The 21923-nt window shown below is 61.2% G+C and carries 8 protein-coding genes and 1 pseudogene; 4 read left to right on the top strand and 5 right to left on the bottom strand.

All coding sequences use genetic code 11. The features are described 5' to 3' along the window. Nucleotides 1-972 precede the first annotated feature (972 nt). The gene (locus BLW50_RS26100) at nt 973-1206 is read left to right on the top strand and encodes an Arm DNA-binding domain-containing protein (RefSeq protein WP_090707744.1); all 234 of its coding nucleotides are present in this window, start codon (nt 973-975) and stop codon (nt 1204-1206) included. Nucleotides 1207-1323: 117 nt separating this feature from the next. Here BLW50_RS26100 and BLW50_RS26095 read toward each other — a convergent pair whose 3' ends face one another. Then, nucleotides 1324-4557 (bottom strand): autotransporter family protein, encoded by a 3234-nt coding sequence (locus tag BLW50_RS26095; RefSeq protein WP_170850359.1) that lies wholly within the window; start codon nt 4555-4557, stop codon nt 1324-1326. Nucleotides 4558-5244: 687 nt separating this feature from the next. After that, nucleotides 5245-9240, bottom strand: coding sequence for a tetratricopeptide repeat protein (locus BLW50_RS26085; protein ID WP_244544400.1), 3996 nt, complete (start codon nt 9238-9240; stop codon nt 5245-5247). Nucleotides 9241-9374: 134 nt separating this feature from the next. Between BLW50_RS26085 and BLW50_RS26080 the strand changes: the two genes are divergently transcribed. The 3 genes and pseudogenes from BLW50_RS26080 to BLW50_RS26070 all read left to right on the top strand — a co-directional run. After that, nucleotides 9375-12350: an autotransporter outer membrane beta-barrel domain-containing protein gene (locus tag BLW50_RS26080; protein WP_244544399.1), complete on the top strand. Its 2976-nt coding sequence runs from the start codon at nt 9375-9377 to the stop codon at nt 12348-12350. Nucleotides 12351-12550: 200 nt separating this feature from the next. Further along, nucleotides 12551-16606, top strand: a complete 4056-nt coding sequence (locus BLW50_RS26075; protein WP_170850358.1) for an autotransporter domain-containing protein — start codon at nt 12551-12553, stop codon at nt 16604-16606. A gap of 602 nt (nt 16607-17208) precedes the next feature. Beyond that, nucleotides 17209-18375: pseudogene (locus BLW50_RS26070) on the top strand (tyrosine-type recombinase/integrase); the annotation flags it as partial. Nucleotides 18376-18858: 483 nt separating this feature from the next. Here BLW50_RS26070 and BLW50_RS26065 read toward each other — a convergent pair. The 3 genes from BLW50_RS26065 to BLW50_RS26055 form a co-directional block, all read right to left on the bottom strand. Further along, entirely contained in the window at nt 18859-19548 is a 690-nt protein-coding gene (locus BLW50_RS26065; protein ID WP_244544398.1) for a Crp/Fnr family transcriptional regulator, read from the bottom strand. A gap of 92 nt (nt 19549-19640) precedes the next feature. Next, nucleotides 19641-20330 carry a Crp/Fnr family transcriptional regulator gene (locus BLW50_RS26060; RefSeq protein ID WP_090707739.1) on the bottom strand — a complete coding sequence of 230 codons (690 nt, stop codon included), beginning with the start codon at nt 20328-20330 and terminating at the stop codon, nt 19641-19643. Between the two features lie 170 nt (nt 20331-20500). Beyond that, a complete protein-coding gene (locus tag BLW50_RS26055; protein WP_090707738.1) occupies nt 20501-21754 on the bottom strand; it encodes an MFS transporter in 1254 nt (417 codons plus the stop codon). Nucleotides 21755-21923: the final 169 nt, after the last annotated feature.

The following is a 21923-nucleotide window of genomic DNA, read 5'->3' as shown; positions in this document are numbered from 1 at the left end:
AACACCTGTATGCGCCATGGTGAGCCCTTAACTGTGCAGCTATTGAGGGCAATAGTCCCAGAATCCCTATGTGCGGGAGGCATCGGTGTAATACCAACACATTCCAGGCGCTGGCGCTGCTCCGGCCCATGCGACGGCGGTCGCGGCTAACGCGAAGCCGATCGCGGCACCCGCGGCGATCGCCCCACCTACGGGCCAACGGTACCAGCCAGGACGCGTCCAGCGAACACCGCACCTCCAGCCGGGACGAACGACTGTCCTCCGGCGGACCGCGACGTTGCCGCGAGGGCCAACGGCATGACCGCGACGGACGCCGGCGTCTCTGAAGCGGAGATCGCCATGACGGGCACGGCGTGGGCTGGCCGGTTAGACACGGCATAATACAAGACCGATCAGGACTGTTGACGCAGCAACAAACTTCGGTGTCGCGCACGCAGGACGAGCGTTCTTTGATTTAGAAAACGGCATTGTTAGCCCCTTTCCTCACAACAGCATTCGAAGCTTAGCTGACTCCATATCCGTTGTAATGTGCAGTTTGTGCCAACGTAGAACGGCTCACATTTTCGATAAAACCGATTTCTTTCCCACTTCGCGTAGCCTGAAAGCTTTAGACATCGCCGTCCAGTCTCTACCTTCCCCAGAGGAGGGTTGGACTCCGGATTGGCTTGGGACATTTGCTCGTTGGCCTTCCCCTACTTCGAGCAGTCTACTCGGCGGATTTCCTGCGGAGCTTCCAATGTAAAGCCTGCGGCGAAGGAATGGTGCGGACGGCGGGGTCGAACCCGAGGAATTTTAAGGCGATAGACATCACCTATCCTCTGTTTATCCGGGGTATCCGATTTTCCGGTAACCGTTCGTCAAAACCAGATTTTCCGGCAGTCGATCTTTTCATACCTAACCGGACACACACCACGGTTGGCTTTCCCGCTGCACCTATTCCGCACCTGGAACCAACCTCAACGGCGGTTAGGAATGCCGAAAATCAAGATCACTAAGACGGTTGTTGACGCCGCCGGCGCGAAGAACCACGATTACGAACCCCGCGATACGATGATACCGGGCTTTCTCGTGAAGATCACACCAGCAGGCCGAAAAACGTTCATGGTCGCTTATGTCGCCAGCAATGGTCAGCGGCGCAAGCCAGCCATCGGTCCCTATGGAGAGATCATCGTCGGGCCGGCCGCGCGTTTGCCGCAGCCGGCTTGAAACGTCGTGCGCCAGACTTGGGCGCGGCGCGAACGCCTCATGCGTCACCAGCGCTGCGGCTTTCTCTACGATACTCTGGATTGCTCGCGCACCGAGAACATGTGCGTGCCCCAAACGCTACCAATTCACCCGAACGCCGAGCTTACCGTTATAGGCGCTAGAGCTGCCGGTGAAACGCGTCTCATAGGAGGCGTTGGCATAGACCGAGACATTCTTGTTCAATTGGCCGCTGATGCCGGCGTTGATCTCGAACCAAGTGCCACCGAGATCGGCCCGGAACGGAATGAAGCCGGTCGCCGAGGAGAATTCCGTTTTGGGATCGCCGCGGAACTCATGCCACAGGTTCGGTCGCAGCCAAGCCGTGATCAGCCGCGGCGCCGGTCCGTTATCCAGTGCCCAGGTGCGGCCCAAGCGCACGCCGATGCGCCCGGCGAGCGAATCGACATCGCTGAAGCGCACCATCGCCGCACCGTCGCTGGCGCCGTTGAGATTGATCTTTTGATAGACTAGTTGCGCTTGCGGCTCGATGAAATAACCGTTGGAGAAGCGGAAGGGATAACCGCCTTCGAGCGAGGCGGCGAAGCCGACGCCATTGGTGTTGAGCGAGCGCAGGCCGCGGTTGGCGGTGCTGATCACGTCGTACCGTGTCACCTGCGCGACGCCGTCGAGATACCAGCCGGACGCGCCGAAATGAGTCCAGTAGGCACCGAGCGTGTAGCCGGTGAAATCACTGCGGCCGCGCTGGCCGTCGAAATGGGTGACGCGGCCTTTGGCCTCGCCATAGACGACATAAAGGCCGGCGTAATCGCGCGCGCCGTCCTTGTCTTGGCGGCGGTAGATGTCCTGACCGATCTGCACGCCAAAGAAATCATAGGAATAACGCGGCCCCGCGCCGAAGATTCCGTTGCTCGCGCCGTCGCGTTCCCCACGCATGCCGATGATACGGCCCCAGCTTGAGGTCAAGTAGCGGCCTCCCGCCGCGCCTCCGCCCGAGGAACCCTGCTTGACAGGCAGGCTAACGACGCAGCGATAGTTCTTCTCCGGGTTCTTGCACCAGACTTCGCGCTCCTCGAAGAGCGGTGCGACCGTAAGCGGCTCCTCCTCGCCGACGCGCTCATGCAGCGTGTCGAGCAGCGTGCGGCCATAGAGCAGCGCCATGGCGGGGATCGCGGCGTAAAGCGAGGTCTCGATGCGCAAGTTGGGAATCGGCGGACTGGGCGGATTCGGGCCGGGCGGTGTCGGCGGACAGACCGATGCGTTCGGCGCCAGCGAGCAGTCGAGCGTCGAGCGGAGGTACCAGGCCTGCGGATTGCTGGCGTCGACGCTCGAACGATAGAGCCTATATTCGAACGGCCCCGCGACGACGGGACGGCTGAGTGAGAACGCGCCAGGAACCGTCGTGCCGCCATTGATCGTGTCGACCACGAGGATGCCGTTGGCGATCGTCAGTGCGCCGGGGCCGGTGGTATTCGTGATGCGCAGGAATGAATTGCCCGTCGCCGTTCCACCGTTGATGACGAGCCGATCCGATGGCGCGCTGTCGTCGCCCAAGAACGTATTGAGTCCCAGCGTGCCGCCTTGGCCGATGTAGTTCTGCGTCGTCAGCGTCTTGTAGCTCGCCAGCAGCGTCGAATCGCCGGTCGGTGGCGTATAGTCGACGAGACCGGCGAGCGTCAGCGAATGGATATCCGAATTGCCATTCATGATCCAGGTGCTGCTGGCGTCGACGGTCGTGAACGTGTTCAGCTCGATTCCGGTGATCTTGCTGCTCGCTGTGATGGCGACGTTGGCGATGCTCGTGGCATCGGCGATGATGTTGCCGCTCGCCACGATGTTTGCGGTCGTGAAGTCCACGTTGCTGATGAGGGTCGCTGGGTCATTACTGATCACGTTCAGCAGGTTTCCGCTGCCGTTCGAGATCATCGTTCCATTTCGCACATCGATTTTCGAGAACGTGTCATGTGCATTGAAGGCGTCGCCGCTGACGGCGGTCAGAACGCCGCCAGAGACCGAAACAATGTTGGGATCGGCAGCCGTGCCACCATTCGAGCGGATGCCGTGACGCGCGCCAGTAATCGAGCTGTCGGTGACGAAGAGATGCCCGGAATCGGCCGCGCGTCCGCCGTCGAATTGGGCGCTCGTGACCGTAGTGCGCAGCAGCGTTGTGACCGACCCCGTGTCGCCGACGAAAACGCCGCCGGCGTTCGCGCCTGTCGCAGAGATCGTGCTGTCGGTCAGGTTCATAAAGGCGGATTCGTTGGTGACCGCGCCATAAGCGTTCGGTCCGGTGGTGTGAACCGTGACGTTGGTCCCGTTGAGTACGGTCAGGATCGGCGGTCCCGAAAATAAGAAACCTTCTGAGCTCAATCCGTAGGCGGTGTCGCCCGAGGTGCGGATGTCGACGGTGTTGAGATTGATGATCGCGCCGTTGTATGCGAACGCACCATGCCCGGCAATTCCCGACGTCGTCACGGTGACATTGGTTGCATCGATGACGGGCAAAATGCCAGGAAACGTCGGCGCGATCTGTGCCGCGGACATCCCGAAACCCGACGTCCCCGTGGTCGAGATCGAGCTGTTGGTCAATACAACCTTGCCGCCGCCGACAGCCAGCACGCCTGACGACGCGTTGCCGGTCATCGTGATGGTGACGTTATTGGCGTTGATGAGGCCGGGCGATGTCGCCAGCGCTGAGTTGGTGTCGGCGCGAAGCCCTGATGTGTTTGCGGCGGCGGCAACCCGCTCCGTGATCGTGACTGTGTCGAGATTGATTGTGCCGCCCGTCGCAAAGGCGCCGACATCAGTGGCGCGGATCACCAGCCCCTGATCGGCCGTGATGGTTGCTCCGCCGCCAACGGTGGTTCCGCTGCCGACGGTGTTCAGGCCGGCGGCGTGAACGGCCGTATTGAACGCATCGACCGTGCCGCCATGGAGCGTGATCGCCGCGTTGTTTTCGGAGATCACGACGTATGAGCCACCGCCGTTCGTACTCAGCGCCACGTTGGTCGCAGTGATGGACGATCCCGCGCCGTTGGCGCGCAGGGCCGGCGTTCCCTTGTTGCCGCCGGCGCCGTTCGTGATGACGGATCCGCCGTTCAAAACGATCGTGGCCCCGGTCAGCGCCTGCGCGCCGAAGGAGAGGTCGCCGGTAGAGCTCAGCGTCACAGGCGCCGTTGCGGTGATCGAGCCCCCATTCTGCGTGAGGAACACCGGCGTTGTGATCACGGTAGTGGAGAAGGTCCCGCCAGGCACAATGGCGGCGCACCCGTTGGCGGCGATCTGGCCGGGCGCCGGTGGCGAACAAGATTGGGCATGGGCGTTGCTCGATGCGATCAAGATGAGCGCGTGCATTGATGCGCCGTATTGCAGATGTCGCATGCATACAAAAGCGCGTCCGCGCGCGCCGGCCGCTCCGCCCTGCCAACAGAACGAAGCAATTGGTGAGACCACATTCGAGAAGCTCATGGCGCACCCCCATCGTTCGCACGATTGGCCCAGCGATTCGCACCGTCTCATGGGAGATAAATCAACACGTCAGCGTGGCGTAACGTCAATTGGGAAAAACCCTGATAGAAATGCATCGACGCGTAGCTTGAGATCACCTCGCGAACTTCATCGCAGCCTGCAATTGCGCCCTCCGCTTCAAGACCCTCAAAGGCCTCTCACCGGTCGAGTTCATCAATCGAGCCACAAAGCTTCGGGCTCAATCCGCTCTATCACTAGCAACGCCGGCCGATGTATATTCCGCGCACCGCGCTGGCGACGAACCGTTGGGCACGGCCACATGAAAGCGCCCGATGTGCCCCGCCGACATCGAACCTCATAAAGAAAATGTCGAAGTCACCGGTCAACGCCAACCGCGTCCTCTTCGTTGTGCGCAAGATGTTTAATATCGCCGAGCTCTTGGGCCTGCGGCCGGACGGCTCCAATCCTTGCCGCCACATTCCGAAGTACCCGGAGCGCGGCAGAACTCGCCTCATCACGGAGGCGGAAGTGCGCAAGCTCGGCAAGGCATATCTCGCGAATCCGATGGCCTCACTACTGACTTACCATCGGGTCTGCCTGCTCCAGCCAAAATCTCATGTCCATTTCACGGTACATCTTGGCCGCGATCTCAAATTGATCGCGAGCTTTTTCCGGCTGCCCGATACGCGAGTATAAATGGGCAAGGCCATAATGACTTCGTGCAACAAGCGGGCGCAATCCGAGCTCCGTCGTGATCGCGAGCGCATGGAGGTAATTGGCCTCGGCCTGTTCCATGGCTCCCGAACGGACAGAAATCTCTGCCAGAAGATGACGGGCGCCGGCTTCGCCACGACGCTGCCCGCTGTCTTGGGCCATGACGAGAGCACGTTGAGCCTGCTCGAATGCGTCCCCATAGCGCCCAGCCAACAAATAGGCTTCACCGAGAGGCGACAGAAAGAGGGCTTGGCCGAACCGATGCCCCATGGCTTCGAAGGCGCTCAGCGCCTGCTCCAGCAACGGCACGCCCTGGGCCGTTCGCCCCATCATCGCATGAACGTAGCCAAGCGTCCCCGAACTGCCCGCGATCATGAATGGCAGATCAAACTGACGAGAGAGAGCGAGGGCATATTCCAATTTTTCGATGGCGCTCGCGAACTCGCCGCGAATGACATACAGGTCGGCCAAGCACCAACAAGCGATCGTGAGGCTATAGGGATCGCCAACCGCGTGAGCGATACGCACCCCCTCCTCGCCAAGTATGACCCCCTGCTCGAATTTGCCTTGATCGGCATAAATGCGGGTCAAGAATGCCCGAACGGTCACAGCCGGAAACCCGGTGAGCCCAAATTTTTCGAGAATAGGCACATCTTCAAGCAGTTTCAGCACCCGTTCGAAGAGGGGTTCGACCTGACGATATTCCAGGGTCAGGAAACTGGCGGTCCCGAGGAACAGGGTCGAGGCGATCTGCAGCGGGACGTCATGAAGCGATTCTGCGAGCGCCAAGGCCTGCTGGCCGAAAGTAGACGCTTCTGCTGGGTCGCCGCCAAGCGCCAGTGTCTGGCACATATGAAAGGCGAAGCGGGCCAATCGGTGTCGATCACCGAGGCGCTTGGCCAAGCCCTCCGCTTCACGCAAAGAGCTGACGACGCGTTCGAATTTTCCGATTGGAACAAGCACAGCCTTCAACTCGAAACGCAGATCGATGGCTTGCTCCAGCCTTTCCTGCGTTTCGGAAAGGCCTGCGACAGCGTCTATGGCGTACTGAAAGAAGTCGGATGCTTCGCGATTGGCCCAGCGCGCCTGCGCCAGTCTGCCCGCTTCGATCCAGTGGTCGATGGCTTCATCGGCGAGCCCGGCTTCCACAAAATGGCGAGCAATAATCTCCGGTTGTTGTGACATGGACGAGGGGAAGCGCGTGACCAGCGTTCGCGCAATGTCCGCGTGAAGTTGCCGCCGTTGGCTTTTGAGCATCATCATATAGGCGGCCTCCTGCAGGAGGACATGCTTGAAGGTATAACTTTGTGCTGAGGCCTTACCACGACGCACGAGGAGGCCGGCCCCTATCAGTTGCGCAAGCCTCATCTTGAGTTCGACCGGAGGCAGAGCCGTTACCGCCGCGATCAATTCGTGGGAGAATTCCCGTCCGATTGCGGCCCCGATGGTGGCAACATTCTTGGCTGGACCGAGCAGGTCGAGACGAGCGGTAAGCGCGGCTTGCAGTGTTGACGGAATATCGCGCGGAAGAAGTGGTCCATCGAAGACATAACCATCGGCTGTCTCACGGAGCAGCCCGCTTTCCATGGCGGAGCGGGTCAACTCCTCGATGAACAAGGGTATGCCGTCAGAACGCGACAGGATTTCATCGGCGACTGCTTTGGGAAATGTTCGTTCTCGGGCGACGCTGCGCATGATATGGGCGCCGTCGCTCGTACTCAGGCGACCCAGGGCCAATATCGCCACATGCGGCTGATCAAGCCATTCGGGCTGAAGCGTCGGGCGACAAGTTACAAGCAGCAATACCGGCAGATCGGCAGCGACGCTCACGATGCGTTCGAGCAATTCCAACGATGTCGGATCAATCCAGTGTGCATCCTCGAATAGAATGAAAGTCGACTTGCGCGAGGCTGCGCCTTTCAGCCAACCGAGCAGCGCATTGAATATCATCTCGCGCTTTTGTTGCGGGCTAGCCGTCAAGGCGGAATAGCGGTGATCCAACGGCACGTCCAGCAACTCGGCGAACAAGGCGACGTCACGCGGCAAGTTGATGGCGGACGGCCAAAGAAGCGTTTCGAGTTTGTCGAGTTTGAGGCTCGCGCTGTCACCCGGCGCAAAACCCGCATCCTGCTGGAGCTGTGCGATGAACGGATGAAGCGGACTTTGTGTCCGATCAGGCAGGCAGGCGTAGCGAAGACCCGCAGGGGCTTCGTTCGCGAGCTTTTCCCATAAGCTCTCGGCGATGCGTGATTTGCCGATCCCCGGCTCTCCCAAAATCCAGACGACCTGGCCTTTACCGCGTTCGGACTGTTCCCAGCGGCTCAGAAGAAGCGTGAGTTCATCCTGCCGGCCGACAAGCGAAGATAAAATGTGACGACGCGCGTCGAAACGGCTCACTCCAGGCGCTTCGCCAAGGACCTGCCACGCCGCGATCGGGGGCAACGGAGGCCTTTCGTCACGCGTCGGAAGCGGCCGGCAGACGAACATCCGCCCGATGAGCCGCTGTGTCGTGGCATCGATGGCGATTTCGCCAGCCGTGACGCTCGACTGTAGCTGCGCGGCGATAGAAGGCGCCTTCCCGGTGATGAGACGGGGAAGATTGCCCCGCGTCATCGCTTTTCCGCCAACGACAACAAATCCGGTCGCTATTCCCATGCTTGCGTGTATCGGCACGGCACCAGAATCCGCCGGGGCGGCGATCGCATCAAGAATCGCCAGAGCCGCTCGTACGGCACGTTCGGCGTCATGTTCGTTCGCGATCGGATAGCCAAAATAGGCAACAATGCCGTTGCCCTGATGTTGCGCGGCAAATCCTCCCAGCCGCTCGGCCACATCTGTTACGATCTCATGAAAAGTGGCGATCAGAGCATGGGCGTCTTCCGGATCGAGGGCAGCAGAGAGCGACGTCGGAGAAGCCAGATCGCAAACCAGAACCGTCAACCGACGTTGCTCGGGAACAGGTGAGTGCACATGCATCGGGTCGGCATCGTCTTCACCGATATGAACCTCTGGTTCAGGCCGGGACGATTCTGAGAGAGCGGGAAGGACGTCGGTTCCCAATCCTTCCGGCGCGGAACCGCGCAGTTCCACGATCAACGATTGTGTGACCGCATCAGGTGCGGCAGAAAGCTCTCGCTTGAGCAGCGTGACGAGATCCCGATAGTGCTTGAGTGCCTCGGCCTGGCGGCCCAGGGCGACCAGAGCCTGCAAGATCAACCGGTGCCCATCCTCACGCAGAGCGTTGATTTCGATGGCCCGACGAGCGGCTTGAAGCGCGGCCTCCTCATGCCCTTCTTGCATGGCCTGTGCACTTTGGCGGATGAGGGCATCCAGAGCGATGCTTTCCAGGCGCCCTCGCTCTGAGATCAGCCATTCCGACCATGCGTCCTCTTCGATATTCAAGTCGATCAGAAACGGGCCTCGATAAAGGTCGGCGGCTGCGGCGATCGAAGCCGGACTGCCCTCGGCGATCAGCGCTCTAAAACGGACGGCATCGCAGTCGATCGTATGGGCGGGAAGCCAGATCTCATCGTCGTCGCTGAGAAGCACGTCCTGGCCAAGGATGCGGCGGAGCCGAAAAATCGCTTGGCGCAGGTTCTGCCGCGCCTGGGTCTCGAAATGCGAGCCCCAAAGCAGATGAGCCAGTTTCTCACGCGGCTGGCGCTGGGGTGCGGTGCAGGCCAGATATGCGAGCAAGCCCGAAAGCTTCTTACTGGGCAAGCGGACGCCGCCTTCACGCGCCGCCAGCTCAAAGCGTCCAAGCAGCGACAGACGGAATTTTGAAAAAGCATCGCGATTCTTCATTTGGTGGGCAACACGCTCGCGCCAATCCTTCTTAAAAAAGCACTTCTGCATAACACAAACGCTGAGGCAGGCAGAATTAACGCTGGTGTAACGCTGCAGTAACGCCCCGGGCACAGCCGACAATTTTAATACTAACGGAGACCGCTGTTCAGGGCAGCGGCATTTTATGTGGGCGGGGCATATTTATGACATCGACGTTGACCGGCGCGGCGTGCAGCCTGCGCCTCAGACGGCTGTTGTCCACCACGGTGCTGACTGGAGCGGTCTTTTCGCTTCCGATTTCAGGGGGCCATGCCCAAACCTTGGTCGATCAAGGCACGTTGGTGGTGAGTTCGGATGGCCAGCTCGGCGCCAACTCCGTCATCGTCGATAATTCTCTGGGCCGCGACGCTACCTTGCAGATCAACGCCGGGGTGAGCATCAGCAACCCGGTCTCCATCGTCAACGGTGGCACGGTCAACACGGCAGGAGCCCTATCGCGCAATGGCGATGGCGAGCATGGCGTGGACGGCAACGGAGGCGGCACGGTCAGCATCGCCGCCACAGGCCGGATCGAAGCTAACGGCGTCTCCGGCATTGGCGTGTCCATCGGCGAAGGGCCGGTCCAAGTGACCAATTCCGGCACCATTCAAGCGACCGGAGACGCTGGACGAGGCATCTATATCTATTCTTCGACCAACGACCTCCTCGCGGTCGACAACCGCACGGGCGGCAGGATCATCGGCACGGACGCCGGCGTCCAGATTAATGGCAACGGCGCCCTGACCAACAGCGGCGAGATCAAGGCAACCGGCGCGGATGGGGCCGCCGTGTTCATTGACGGTGGTGGGACGGTCACCAATACGGCCGGAAACCTTGCCGGCGGGTTCAACGGCGTGCGGATTTGGGGCGCGGGCACGGTGACCAATACGGGAGGCGCCATTCGCGCGACAACCGACGATCAGGGCCATGGCGTGGAAATCGTCGCTGGCGTCGGCAAAGTCACGAACCAGGACGGCGGCGTCATCTCAGGCAAACTCTACGGCGTGAGCCTCGCCGATGGCGGCACGATCACCAACACCGGCGGCAGCACGATCGTCGGCGACGGGCCGGATTCGATCGCCGCAGGCGTGGGCGTCAGCGGCGGCGCAGGCGCGATCGTCAACACGGGCATGGGCAGCCTCATCAAGGGCCCATCGGCTGGCGTCCGCCTGATCAACGGCGGTTCGGTGACCAACGGCGCGGGCGCCACCATTCAAGGCGCGGTGTCGGTGCAGGCCCTCAGCGGAAACACCACGCTCAGCAACGCCGGCGCATTGATCGGCCATGTGCAACTGCGCAACACAGGCAACAATAGCGTCACGCTGTTCACCGGGTCCAGCATTACGGGCAATCTGCAGATCGGCACCAACGCGCGCTCTACACTGACGCTGGATGGCGCTGGCGCACAGGCATATTCAGCCGCCGTCAGCGGCACGACGATCTTTGCCGGCACTCTCGTCAAGACGGGCGGCGGCGTCTGGATCCTGGATCAGACCCAGAACGGCCTCACCGCCGGAGAGACCCGCGTGGAAAGCGGCGCCTTGATCGTCAACACTCAGCTAGCAAGCGCAAGAGTCGACGTTTTCGCCGGCGGCACGCTCGGGGGCTCGGGCGTCGTTGGATCTGGCGGGGGATCGATCGTGACGATGACCTCGGGAGCCACGCTGGCGCCCGGCAATTCGATCGGCACGCTGACGATCAATGGCGATCTCGTCTTCAATGCTGGCGCGCGCTATCTCGTCGAAGTCGATCCGACTGGAAACGCCTCTGATCTGGTGAAAGTGACGGGCAATGCCCATCTCAACGGTGGCTCGGTTGTCCATATAGGAGCCAGCGGCCCCTACAGACTCAACTCGACCTATCGTATTCTCTCGGCCGACGGCACACTGTCAGGTCAGTTCGACGGCGTGAGTTCGAACTTCGCCTTCCTGACGCCGAGCTTGATCTATGACTATGCTGGCCGCACCGTCGACCTCACCTTGGAGCGCAACGTTGTCGCCTTCGCCTCGGTGGCCGCGACCCGCAATCAGATCGCCACGGCGGCTGGCATCGAGAGCATCGGTTTCAACGCTGGCCACCCTGTCTACGAAGCCATCGCGCAGTTACCGAACGACAAGGGATTAATCCGCAGAAGCTTCGACCAGCTCTCCGGAGATATCCACGCCTCGGCCAAGACCGCACTGATCGAGGACAGCTCTTTCGTGCGCGATGCCGCCAGCGACCGCATCCGCTCCTCCTTTGGCGGCGTCGCCGCCTCGCCCATGCCGGTGATGTCCTACGCTGTTGGCGGACCACAATGGGTTGCACCAACAACCGATCGCTTCGCGGTCTGGGGGCAAGGCTTCGGCGCCTGGGGCCGAACCAATAGTGATGGCAATGCAGCTGCGCTCAGGCGCTCGACCGGCGGCTTTCTCACAGGCGCCGATTTGCCCATCTTCGATCGGTGGCGGCTCGGCGCGATCACGGGCTACAGCCGCACCAGCTTCGATGTGAGGGATCGCTCCTCCTCAGGCTGGAGCGACAACTACCATCTCGGCCTCTATGCCGGCACGAGTTGGGAGGCGCTCGGCTTTAGAACCGGCGTTGCCTATACATGGCATGACATCGGCACCAGCCGAAGCGTCGCCCTCCCCGGCTTCAGCAACAGTCTCAAGACCAGGTACGATGCGGGGACTTTCCAGGCTTTTGGCGAGTTTGGCTATCGCATCGATACGAACGTCGCATCTTTCGAACCCTTCGCAAACCTCGCATACGTCAGCCAACGTACCGCTAGCTTGACCGAGCAGGGTGGCGTTGCGGCGTTGCGCGGCAACGGCCAGACCACAAATGTCGCCTTCACCACGCTTGGCGCGCGTGCCTCAACCGGCTTCGTGTTGGCTGGCATAAACCTCACCGCGCGCGGCGCGATCGGGTGGCGGCACGCCTATGGCGACACCACGCCACTCGCCACATTAGCGTTCTCCGCCGGAAACGCCTTTTCCGTCGCTGGAGTGCCGATCGCCAAGAACGCGGCGCTTGTCGAAGCGGGGCTCGATCTCAAGCTGACGCCGCAGGCGGCGCTTGGCCTGTCCTACCACGGCCAGATCGCCAACAGCGCCGGCCAGCACGGCTTCAAAGCCAACCTCACTATGAAGTTCTGAAAACCAAAACGCGCCGTCGGCCAACGTAATTACCCTTTGTTCTAGGGCTGGAGCATATGATGACCAAGAAGCCAAAATCGCTTTTTTCCACACCTATATCCAGACGCAATGCAACGTTTCGGTTCGCTCCGAAGCGGACTGGGCTGATGGGGGCTCTGCTCGGATCAACCTGTTTGTCGGGAGCTGGAACGGGTCTGACATTGGCTGCGTTCGTGATCGCGGGCGCGTTGCTTTTGCCACCGCCGGCGCAGGCCGCGAACTTCAACGTCGGCAATTCGGATCAACTCTACGACGCCATTAACAACGCTCAGAATGGCGACTTCATAACCTTCACCGGCAACATCACGTTGAACCGAAACCTGCCGCTCATCACGCGCGACGTGAACATCAACGGCGGTTCTTTCACCCTCTCCGGCGATAACAAGTATCGCGGGTTCTATGTGCAGTCCGGCAACGTTGGGATTCAAAATATCTATATCAACGATACCGTTGCCCGTGGTGGAAACGGTGGCAACGCCTATTTCGAGCCAGGCGGATCTGGCAGCGGTGGCGGCGGTGGCGGCGCCGGGCTGGGTGGAGCGCTGTTCGTTGGAAGCGGCGCCAATGTCTCGACCAGCTATGTAAACCTGTCAAACAATAAAGCGGTCGGTGGCACGGGCGGCACTGCGGTCGGCGCGCTCAACATACCGACGAGCGGCGGCGGTGGCGGGCATCTCGGCGATGGGAGCGGCGGCGGTTCATTCCTCGATGGCGGCGGAGGCGATGGCGGCGGTGGCTACCCCCGATTGCCAGGAGGCTTTGGCGGCGGTGGCGGTGGCGGCATTACCCCCGGCGGAGCCGGCGGTTTTGGTGGCGGCGGCGGTGGTGCCGGCAACGGCACGTCTCCGGGTGCGGCTGGCTTTGGCGGCGGTAAGGGCGGCGCGGGCCATCATGCAGATGCCAACACCGGAGCCGGTGGTGGCGGCGGCGCCGGACTGGGTGGCGGAATCTTTGTCCAGGAAGGTGGCCATCTGAACTTGAACGGCGGCTTCACCCAGTCCGGCGGCAGTGCCGCGGGCGGCAGCGGCGGTACCGCTTATCACACGGACGGCAAAGTCGATCCCGCGAATGGTGGCAACGGAAGCGGCTATGGATCGGGCATTTTCCTGCAGGGCAATGGCTCGTTTTCCATGAACTCCGGCGATGTGCAACAGACCGTCAGCGACGTCATTGCCGATCAGACGGGGGTTGCCAGCAGCGGCGGCAGCTGGTCCCTGGTCAAAAACGGGGCGGGCACGCTCAATCTCACCGGCGACAACGCCTATTCCGGCGGCACGACGGTCAACGAGGGCATGCTGCGTTTGAGAAGCGCGAGAAGTCCGGGTACGGGCACAGTGACGTTGAATGGCGGCTCGATCGGCAGCACCAACGATACCGTGGCCGGGACGTCGTTTGCCAATGCGCTCAATCTGGCAAGCAGCGGCGTCATTGATGTCGCTAAAAATCCGATCACCTGGAGCGGCGTGATCAGCGGTCCTGGCCAGCTGCGTCAGACCGGCCCCGGCGTCCTGACCCTGACCGGAGCGAACACATTCAGCGGCGGCGTGTCCGTGACCGAAGGCGTCCTGCTGGTCCAGAACGATGGCAATCTCGGTGCGCCGGGCACCGGCATCATTCTGAATGGTGCCGAGTTCGGGCTGGCGCCGGGCAGCGCGCCGCAAACGATCAATCGCCCGATCACGCTCAATGGCATTGGCGGCATCGTGGGCTCTGCCAATCCACTGACATTGAGCGGCGTGATCAGCGGCTCCGGCCAGTTCCTCAAGTCGGGCGTGGGTGAGGTGATCCTTGCCGGCGCCAATACATTCAGCAATGACATCTGGGTCACTGGCGGCATCTTGCGCTTTACGACGGGCGCCAATCTTGGGTCAGGGCAGCAGATCACCTTAAATGGAGGCTCCATCGGGAGCACCAGTTCGATGCCAGCGGCGACGGCGATCAATCGCAATCTCGTTCTTGGAAACGCGGGCGGCGGCATCGATGTCGCGCTGCATCCGCTCATCTGGACCGGCACGATCAGCGGCGACGGCCAGCTTATCAAAAGCGGCGATGGCGAACTGGAGCTTACGGGCACCAACACCTATCGCGGCGGCACTCTGATCGCGCGCGGCGGGCTGCGGGTTTCCTCCGACGCCGCTCTGGGCGCGACCAGCGGGAGTATCACGATCAACAACAATGGCACGCTGCGGGCGGCGGCAAGCTTTACCAGCGCGCGGAATTTTGACCTGACGGGCGCCGGCGGCGTCTTTCAAGTCGACGACGGCATGACCCTGACTCTGACCGGCGAGCTGCATGGTCCGGGCAATATCACAAAGGTCGATCGCGGCACCCTCATCCTCACCGGCTTCGGTGCGGGGCGAGACATCTACGTGAACGGCGGCACGGTGCAAGGCAGTACCAACAACATTCGCGGCAATGTTATTTTCGACAGCAATGTCGGCAATCTCTTCTCGAGGTCGTTGACCTTCAATCAGACTTTCGATGGCAGCTATCGCGACATCATCAGCGGCATCGGTAGCGTGACCAAGGAAGGCGCCGGCAAGCTCTCGATGTCTGGCATCCAGCGTTATACCGGAGAGACGAACATCAACGCCGGCAATCTCAACGTCAACGGATCGCTGGAGAGTTCGTCGATCGTCAACGTCAATGTCGGCGGCACGCTCTCGGGCAACGGCAAGTTTGGCAATGTCAACGTCAACGGCGGTAAGGTCTCGCCGGGCAATTCGGTCGGCACCATCATCATCAATGGCAACCTGAACATGGGGCCGGGCTCCGAGTATTATGTCGAGATCAATGGCACCAAGAGCGATCTCATCCAGGTCGCTGGGACGGCCAACATTCTCAGCTCGACCTTCCGCATCGGCCATGACACCGATACGTCGTCGGCGCCGGTGCTGCCCGGCAAGACCTATACGATCCTGACCACGGGCGGCGGACTGACGGGCTCATCGCCCAGCGTGGCGATCGCCGATTTTCCATTCCTCACCTTTGCTCTCAGCAGCGACGGATATAACGCCCATTTGACCACGGCGCGGAGCGCGATCACGTTTGCCGAATTGGCAACGACGCGCAACGAAAGGGCCGTCGCCAATGCGCTCGATGCGACGGGTGCCGGCGGTCCGCTGTGGCAGCAGGTTGTCGGCACCAGCGAAGCGCAGGCGCGGTCCGCCTTCACGAGTCTCGGCAGTGCATCCGTCCACGCCAATGTCGCCAGCGTGCTGTCGGCGCAATCGTTCTATCTGCGCGACGCGGTGACCGACCGCATGCGGCAGGACTTTGGCAATGGCACCTCGCTGGCGCCAGCGAGCAATGCGCTGACTTTTGCCCCGGCGGGGCTCACCGCTTATGCGCCCCTTGGCAACGGCTCGTTCCAAGTAGCGCCGCCGGCAGCGGTATCAACGCCGGCGCAGGTCTATGCCATCTGGGGCCGTGCCCTGGGCGGCTGGGGTGCATTGAAGGGTGATGGCAATGCCGCGCGCACCGAGCAATCGGTCGGCGGCATCCTCACTGGCGTCGATGTCACCTTCAACGGTCAATGGCGCCTTGGTCTGGCTGGCGGATACAGCCAGTCGACCTTCAGGTCGCCGACGATCGCGGCGTCCGGTTCCAGCGACAACTATCATGTCGCGCTCTATGGCGGCGGCCAAGTCGGCGCCTGGGGCCTGCGCGGTGGCGCCAGCTTCTCGTCGAGCGATGTGAGGACATCGCGTCAGGCCGGCGCGGGCAATCTATGGGGCATCCAGCGTGGCGCCTATCGGGCGAATACGACGCAGGTGTTCGGCGAGATCGGCTACACGGCGAAGTTCAGCGCTGTGGCATTGGAGCCCTTTGCCAACATCGCTTATGTGCAGGTTGACGGCGGGGTCAACGAAACCGGCGTGGCGGCGGTGAGCGGTTCATCGCGACTGGGAACCACCTACACGACGTTCGGCTTGCGCGGCGCAACAGCGCTGACGAATACGCTGTCACTGCGCGGCATGCTGGGGTGGCGACATGCGTTCGGCGAGGTCACGCCGACGACCGCACTGGCGTTCCAGTCCGGCAGCGCCGCCTTCGAGCTCGCCGGTTCGCCGATCGCCCGCAATGCTCTCGTCGCGGAAGCTGGCATCGACCTGGCGGTCGCCGCCAATGCGTCGCTCGGTCTTTCTTGGACCGGTCAGTTTGGCGACAAGAACGTCAACAACGCCTTCAAGGCCAATTTCGCCTGGCGCTTCTGACAGACATTTGGTCGCATTTTCCCACGGAAGAAACGGAGCGAGGCCCAGGCTGCATATCCAACCCGATAAGCACCTGGGCCTTGCGCCTCTTTGAGCGTGCACCGAGGCTCGGGCCTTTGGACATCAGCCCGTTAGCGTTCCCTGACTTTGACTATCCTACTCTGCGGATTTCCCTGCAGGCACTCCAATATTAAAAGTCTGCTGCGTCTACCGATTTCGCCACGTCCGCGTTCAAGTGCCGATTCTAACGATAGCTCTGTGCACCTATGCTGCACCTAGCTATCTTCACGGAACCGACGCGGAATGGGGAAAAAGGCTTTATCGCCTCATGTCGCCTCTCCTAAACGACTGGGCCGCAGCCCTGGCGAGGAAATGGTGCGGACGGCGGGGGTCGAACCCGCACGGGAGAACCCGAGGGATTTTAAGGGGATAGACATCGCCTATCCTCTGTTTATCCGAGGGTATCCGATTTCCCGATAACCGCCCATCAGCACTCGATTTTTCGGCTATCGATCTTTTCATACCTAACCGGACACACGCCACGGTTGGATTTCCCGCTGCACCTATTCTGCACCTGGAGCCAACCTCAACGGAGGTTAGGAATGCCGAAAATCAAAATCACCAAGGCAATTGTTGACGCCGCTACCCCGAAGGACCGCGATTATGAACTCCGCGATACGATGATACCAGGCTTTCTCGTGAAGATCACACCAGCAGGCCGAAAAACCTTCATGGTCGCTTATGTCGCCAACAACGGTCAGCGGCGCAAGCCTGCCATCGGTCGCTATGGAGAGATCACAGTCGAACAGGCGCGAGAGATCGCTCAGGATTGGCTCGCCGAGGTTCGGCGCAGGATTGATCCCAGTGCCGAGCGAACGGCACTTCGCCAAGCTCCGACAGTCAAGGAGCTCTTCGACCGCTTCATGACCGACTATTCCGAAAGCCGAAACAAGCCGTCAACGATCAAGTCGAACCGGGGCTATGGCAGGCGCCACGTCCTCCCCACCCTCGGCCATCTGAAAGTGCCGGAGGTAAGCCGTGCCGATATCGCGAACCTGATGAAGAAAATGTCGAGATCGCCGGTGAATGCCAACCGCGTCCTCTCCGTTGTGCGCAAGATGTTCAACATGGCCGAGGTCTGGGGACTGCGGCCGGACGGTTCCAATCCCTGCCGCCACGTTCCGAAATACCCGGAACGCGGCCGAACCCGCCTCATCACCGATGCGGAAATGCGCAAGCTCTTCGACTATCTGGACCGCGCGGAGGCCGACGGCCTTGAACACCCCTTCATACTGCTAGCAATCAGGCTCCAGTTCGAGTTTGCCGCCCGCATGTCCGAAGTCCTCCAGCTCGAATGGGAATGGGTCGATTTCACAAATCGCCGCGTCGTTTGGCCCGACAGCAAAACCGGCGGGATGTCCAAGCCGATGAGCGCGGAGGCCCTGCGTCTCTTCGAACATGCACCGAGGCTAGCAGGCTCCCGCTTCGTCTGCCCATCGATATTCGATCCCAATAAGCCGATGTCCCCGTTCACCTACTCCCAGGGTTGGCGGCGCATTCTGGAGCGTGCCGGACTTCCTCATGTCGGCACCCATGGCATCCGCCACCGCTCCGCGACCGACATTGCCAATTCTGGCGTACCGGCAAAGGTCGGCATGGCACTGACGGCCCATAAGACCGTGACCATGTTCATGCGCTACGTCCACACCGAGGATGAGCCGATACGGGCAGCGGCAGAGGCGGTGGCGCATCGGCGACAATCCCTGCTGGGGAGCGCTCAACTACCAGCCACCGCCCCCGTGCTAGTGGAACCTCCAATAGCCACGCCCATCGTCGCGGCGCCAGCCCAGGCTCAAGATTCTGGCGGAAAACCGCCGGGCTTCGAGGATGGCCGTTACCATTCCAGCACGCGGCTCGGGAATTATCGGCCCTTTCGACACCGCGCTGGTGACAACCGAACTAGTCCTCCAGGGACCAAGCGAGCGAAGACAGCCCCATGAAGGCGAAGACGCGTTCGAATCGTATCGGGAGCGCCGCACCTGGCGAAGAAGACAACCATGTCTACTCCATAGCTTTCTGGAACCCTCCTATTACGCGTATCGGGCCTACGGCCCCGCTTGCGCCTCGACTGACCTACGTCCATTCCCGTCTTTCTCAACGAGGACAGCTTTTCCCGCAGTGAGCCCTCCTCCGGCAGCAGGCTGCTTTGGGCATAGAGGCCGTAGAAGGCCTGACCTTTCCTAAACGAGAACTCAACGATCCTCTTCATTCCCGAAGACCTGAAGCGCTTCGGCATTCAAGACCGTGATCGAGCCGTAGCTGGTCGTCACCCACCCCTTCACGGCAAATCGCTTCAAGGTAGCGTTGACCTGTCGACGCGAGGCGGAGGCCATCGTGGCGACTTCGGTCTGCGTCAATAAGACGTGTTCGCTACTCCAGGTCATCCTATGGAGGACAGACGCAATGCGGCGATCGGGATCGAGCTTCTGCAGATCATGGATGATCCTGATGAGGACGTCGACGCCGCGCAGAAGGTTCGTGCAGAAATTGCGTATGACCGAGGGATCGGCAGCAGTCATTTGATCCATTTGATCGAGGGACAGATACATGGCCCAGGTCTCGACAACTGCGCGCAGTTCAAGCCGCCGCGGTTGCCGGATCAGATAACTGTCTTCTCCGGTCCATGAACCGGGAACGCCCATATGGATCAACTGCGGTGCATCGGTTTGGGGAGCAGTGTTGACTGATACCCCGCCGCTTACAAGACCATATATGCCTCCGAGTTCGTCGCCGAAGTGATAAATCACCTCGCCAGCTGAGAAACGCAGCAGGATGGAACGCCGTAGCACTTCGCTGCGAAAAGGCTCAGGTTGCGTCGAGAGCCAGCCATTCTCGCGAAGGATCGCTTCCGCGCGTTCTCTCTTGATCAGGATCGTGTTCAACAGGCTCGCCTAACGCAGAATATAAACCAACCCAAGGAATAGTTCATTTTGAGGATCGATAGATTGAGCCTCGGAGGGAAGCTGGATCGACTTCAGTCGCCTTCAGTTGCGAAGAGCCGTAGCTTTTCGGGGCGGAGGATCGTGACTGATCGATAGCTCGTCTTCAGCCATCCGTTCTCAGCAAACCGCTTCAATGCAGCATTGACCTGCCGGCGCGAAGCGCGGGCCATCGTGCCGATACGGGTCTGATTCAGCGGAAGGGGCAGCTCACCGATCCAGCGAGCGCGATGAAGAACGGAGGCGATCCTGCGATCAGGATCGACCCTCTGCAAATCATGGATGACTCTAATGAGGGCATCGACATTGCTCATGATGATCTGCCCGAAATTGTGAGCGACCATGGGATTCGTGCTCGCCATGTCATCCATCTGCGCGAGCGGCAAATACATCAGCCAGGTGTCGACCAATGCGCGTAGTTCGACGCGTCGCGGCTGGCGTGCCAGGAAGCAACCTTCGCCTGCCCAAGCGCCTGGTGCGCCGACATTGATCAATTGTGGTTCATGGTTTGGTGGCGCCGTATTGATTGTCGCCGCGCCACTCACGAGACCATAAATGCCTCCAAGCTCTTCGCCGAAGCCATAAATCAAGTCCCCTGGGGCGTAACTCAACAGGACAGAGCGCTGCAAGACATCCGTCTGGAAGGCCTCGGGCTGATGGGAGAGCCATCCGTTCTGCCGAAGAATTTCTTCCGCCGCTTCTCTGCTGATCAATTTCGCGCTCATAAGGCACGTGTAGCACATTCAGCCGCGCAGATTGCTCCCACGGTGCAATCTGCGGAACATTTTGTCAGGCTACGTTGGATCTTTGACCATCTTCGGACGTAAAGCGCCGCCACTTGCCCCAATCCATCCGTTTTGTGAAGCGCTTCAATTCGGGCGCACTCGCCGTAGTTCTACCTGCTTTGACCGTCTGCGAGCGACGCGGATCGAGGATCTTTCCGGCACACGGACGCTCTCCAGATAAAGATCGCGACGGCGCAACAAAGCACCAGCAGCGCCGTTGCCGTCAGGAAGGGCACCTGCGGCGAGATCCGGTGCAGCGCGGCTCCAGCGAGGGGACCGATGGCCTGCCCGAGACCCTGTGCGAGAACGTTGACGCCGGCGGCCTTGCCCTGAGCGCCGGCCCCCGTCGACAAACTGAGGAAAGCGAGGTTGCCAGGGAGCATCAGGCCGAGACCGACGCCGAGCATGACGAGCGTGCCGAAGATCGCGGCGTAGCTGTCGACCAGGCTGCAGATCAGCAGCGATATCGCGGCGATGGCGGCTCCGACCCCCAGCAGTCGTACAGGCTCCCATCGCAGCAGGCGCACCACGAAAAGCTGGACGGCGATCATGGCCATTGCGGTCGCCATCAGCGCCGCTCCGCCACGCGCGATCGATTCCTCGACCGTGAACCCGAGGGCATCCTGCAAGCGCAGCGCCGTGACCTGCTGCAGGACGCTGTAGGCCGAGATCGACGCCACCGTGATCAGAAGCAGAGGCGCTATCCTGGCAAGTGGGAGGCGGGCCTCGACCGACGTCTCGCGGGCGACGCGGGCGGGTTCTCTGGCCAGGAAGAAGACGCTCGCGAAGGCGGCGACAGCGAGCCCGCAGACGATGGCGAAAGCCGAGCCGGGGCTGGTGGGCGCAATCTGCCATGCGAGCGCCGCGCCGAGGATGGCACCCAACCCCATGGCTGCGCCGAGAATGCCCATGGCGCTGGTCCGCTGCGCCGGGATCGTGATGTCAGCCATGTAGGCCTGCGACGCCGGCAGGATTCCACTGGAAGCCAGCGACTGCGCCGCCCTGACGCAGATGAACAGGCCGAGTGTGAGGGCAGCGCTGAGGCTGGCTGCCAGGCGCAAGTGCACGAGGAGGCCAAACAGGGCCGCCGCGATGGCCGCCCCGGCGAGCGCCGTTAGAAGAACCGGTCGGCGCCCGATCCGTTCGCTGAGATATCCCCAGACCGGCGCCGATGCCATGAGCAGCAGAGCCGAGATGCTGAGGATCCCGCCAGTTTGAATATCAGAGAAGCCCAGGCTGCGCCCCAAAGGCGGAAGCACAACGAGGAGAAATGATTGTCCGGTCGTGTTGATCGTCAGGCCGAAGGACAATGCGAACTGAGCCAATCTGGCGCTAGATCGAGCTTCCATATTCTCCCAAGCCATGGACCATTCGTATGAGCGCTTCCTGTGCCGCTTCACGGGATCGCCGTCAATCAGGCTGAAGCAGGCCTAATCAACGAGGATTAACCAAGCGCCTGAAAACCGCGCGAATTGTTCCATCGGGACAGTTTCGATTCCCAGACCCTGTATGCCTTCGCGCGCATCGCGGCAC

Origin of the sequence: Beijerinckia sp. 28-YEA-48 (genome assembly GCF_900104955.1) — a bacterium.
In the GTDB taxonomy this organism is placed as follows: Bacteria; Pseudomonadota; Alphaproteobacteria; order Rhizobiales; family Beijerinckiaceae; genus Terripilifer.
This window is presented reverse-complemented; position numbering and strand designations above follow the sequence as displayed.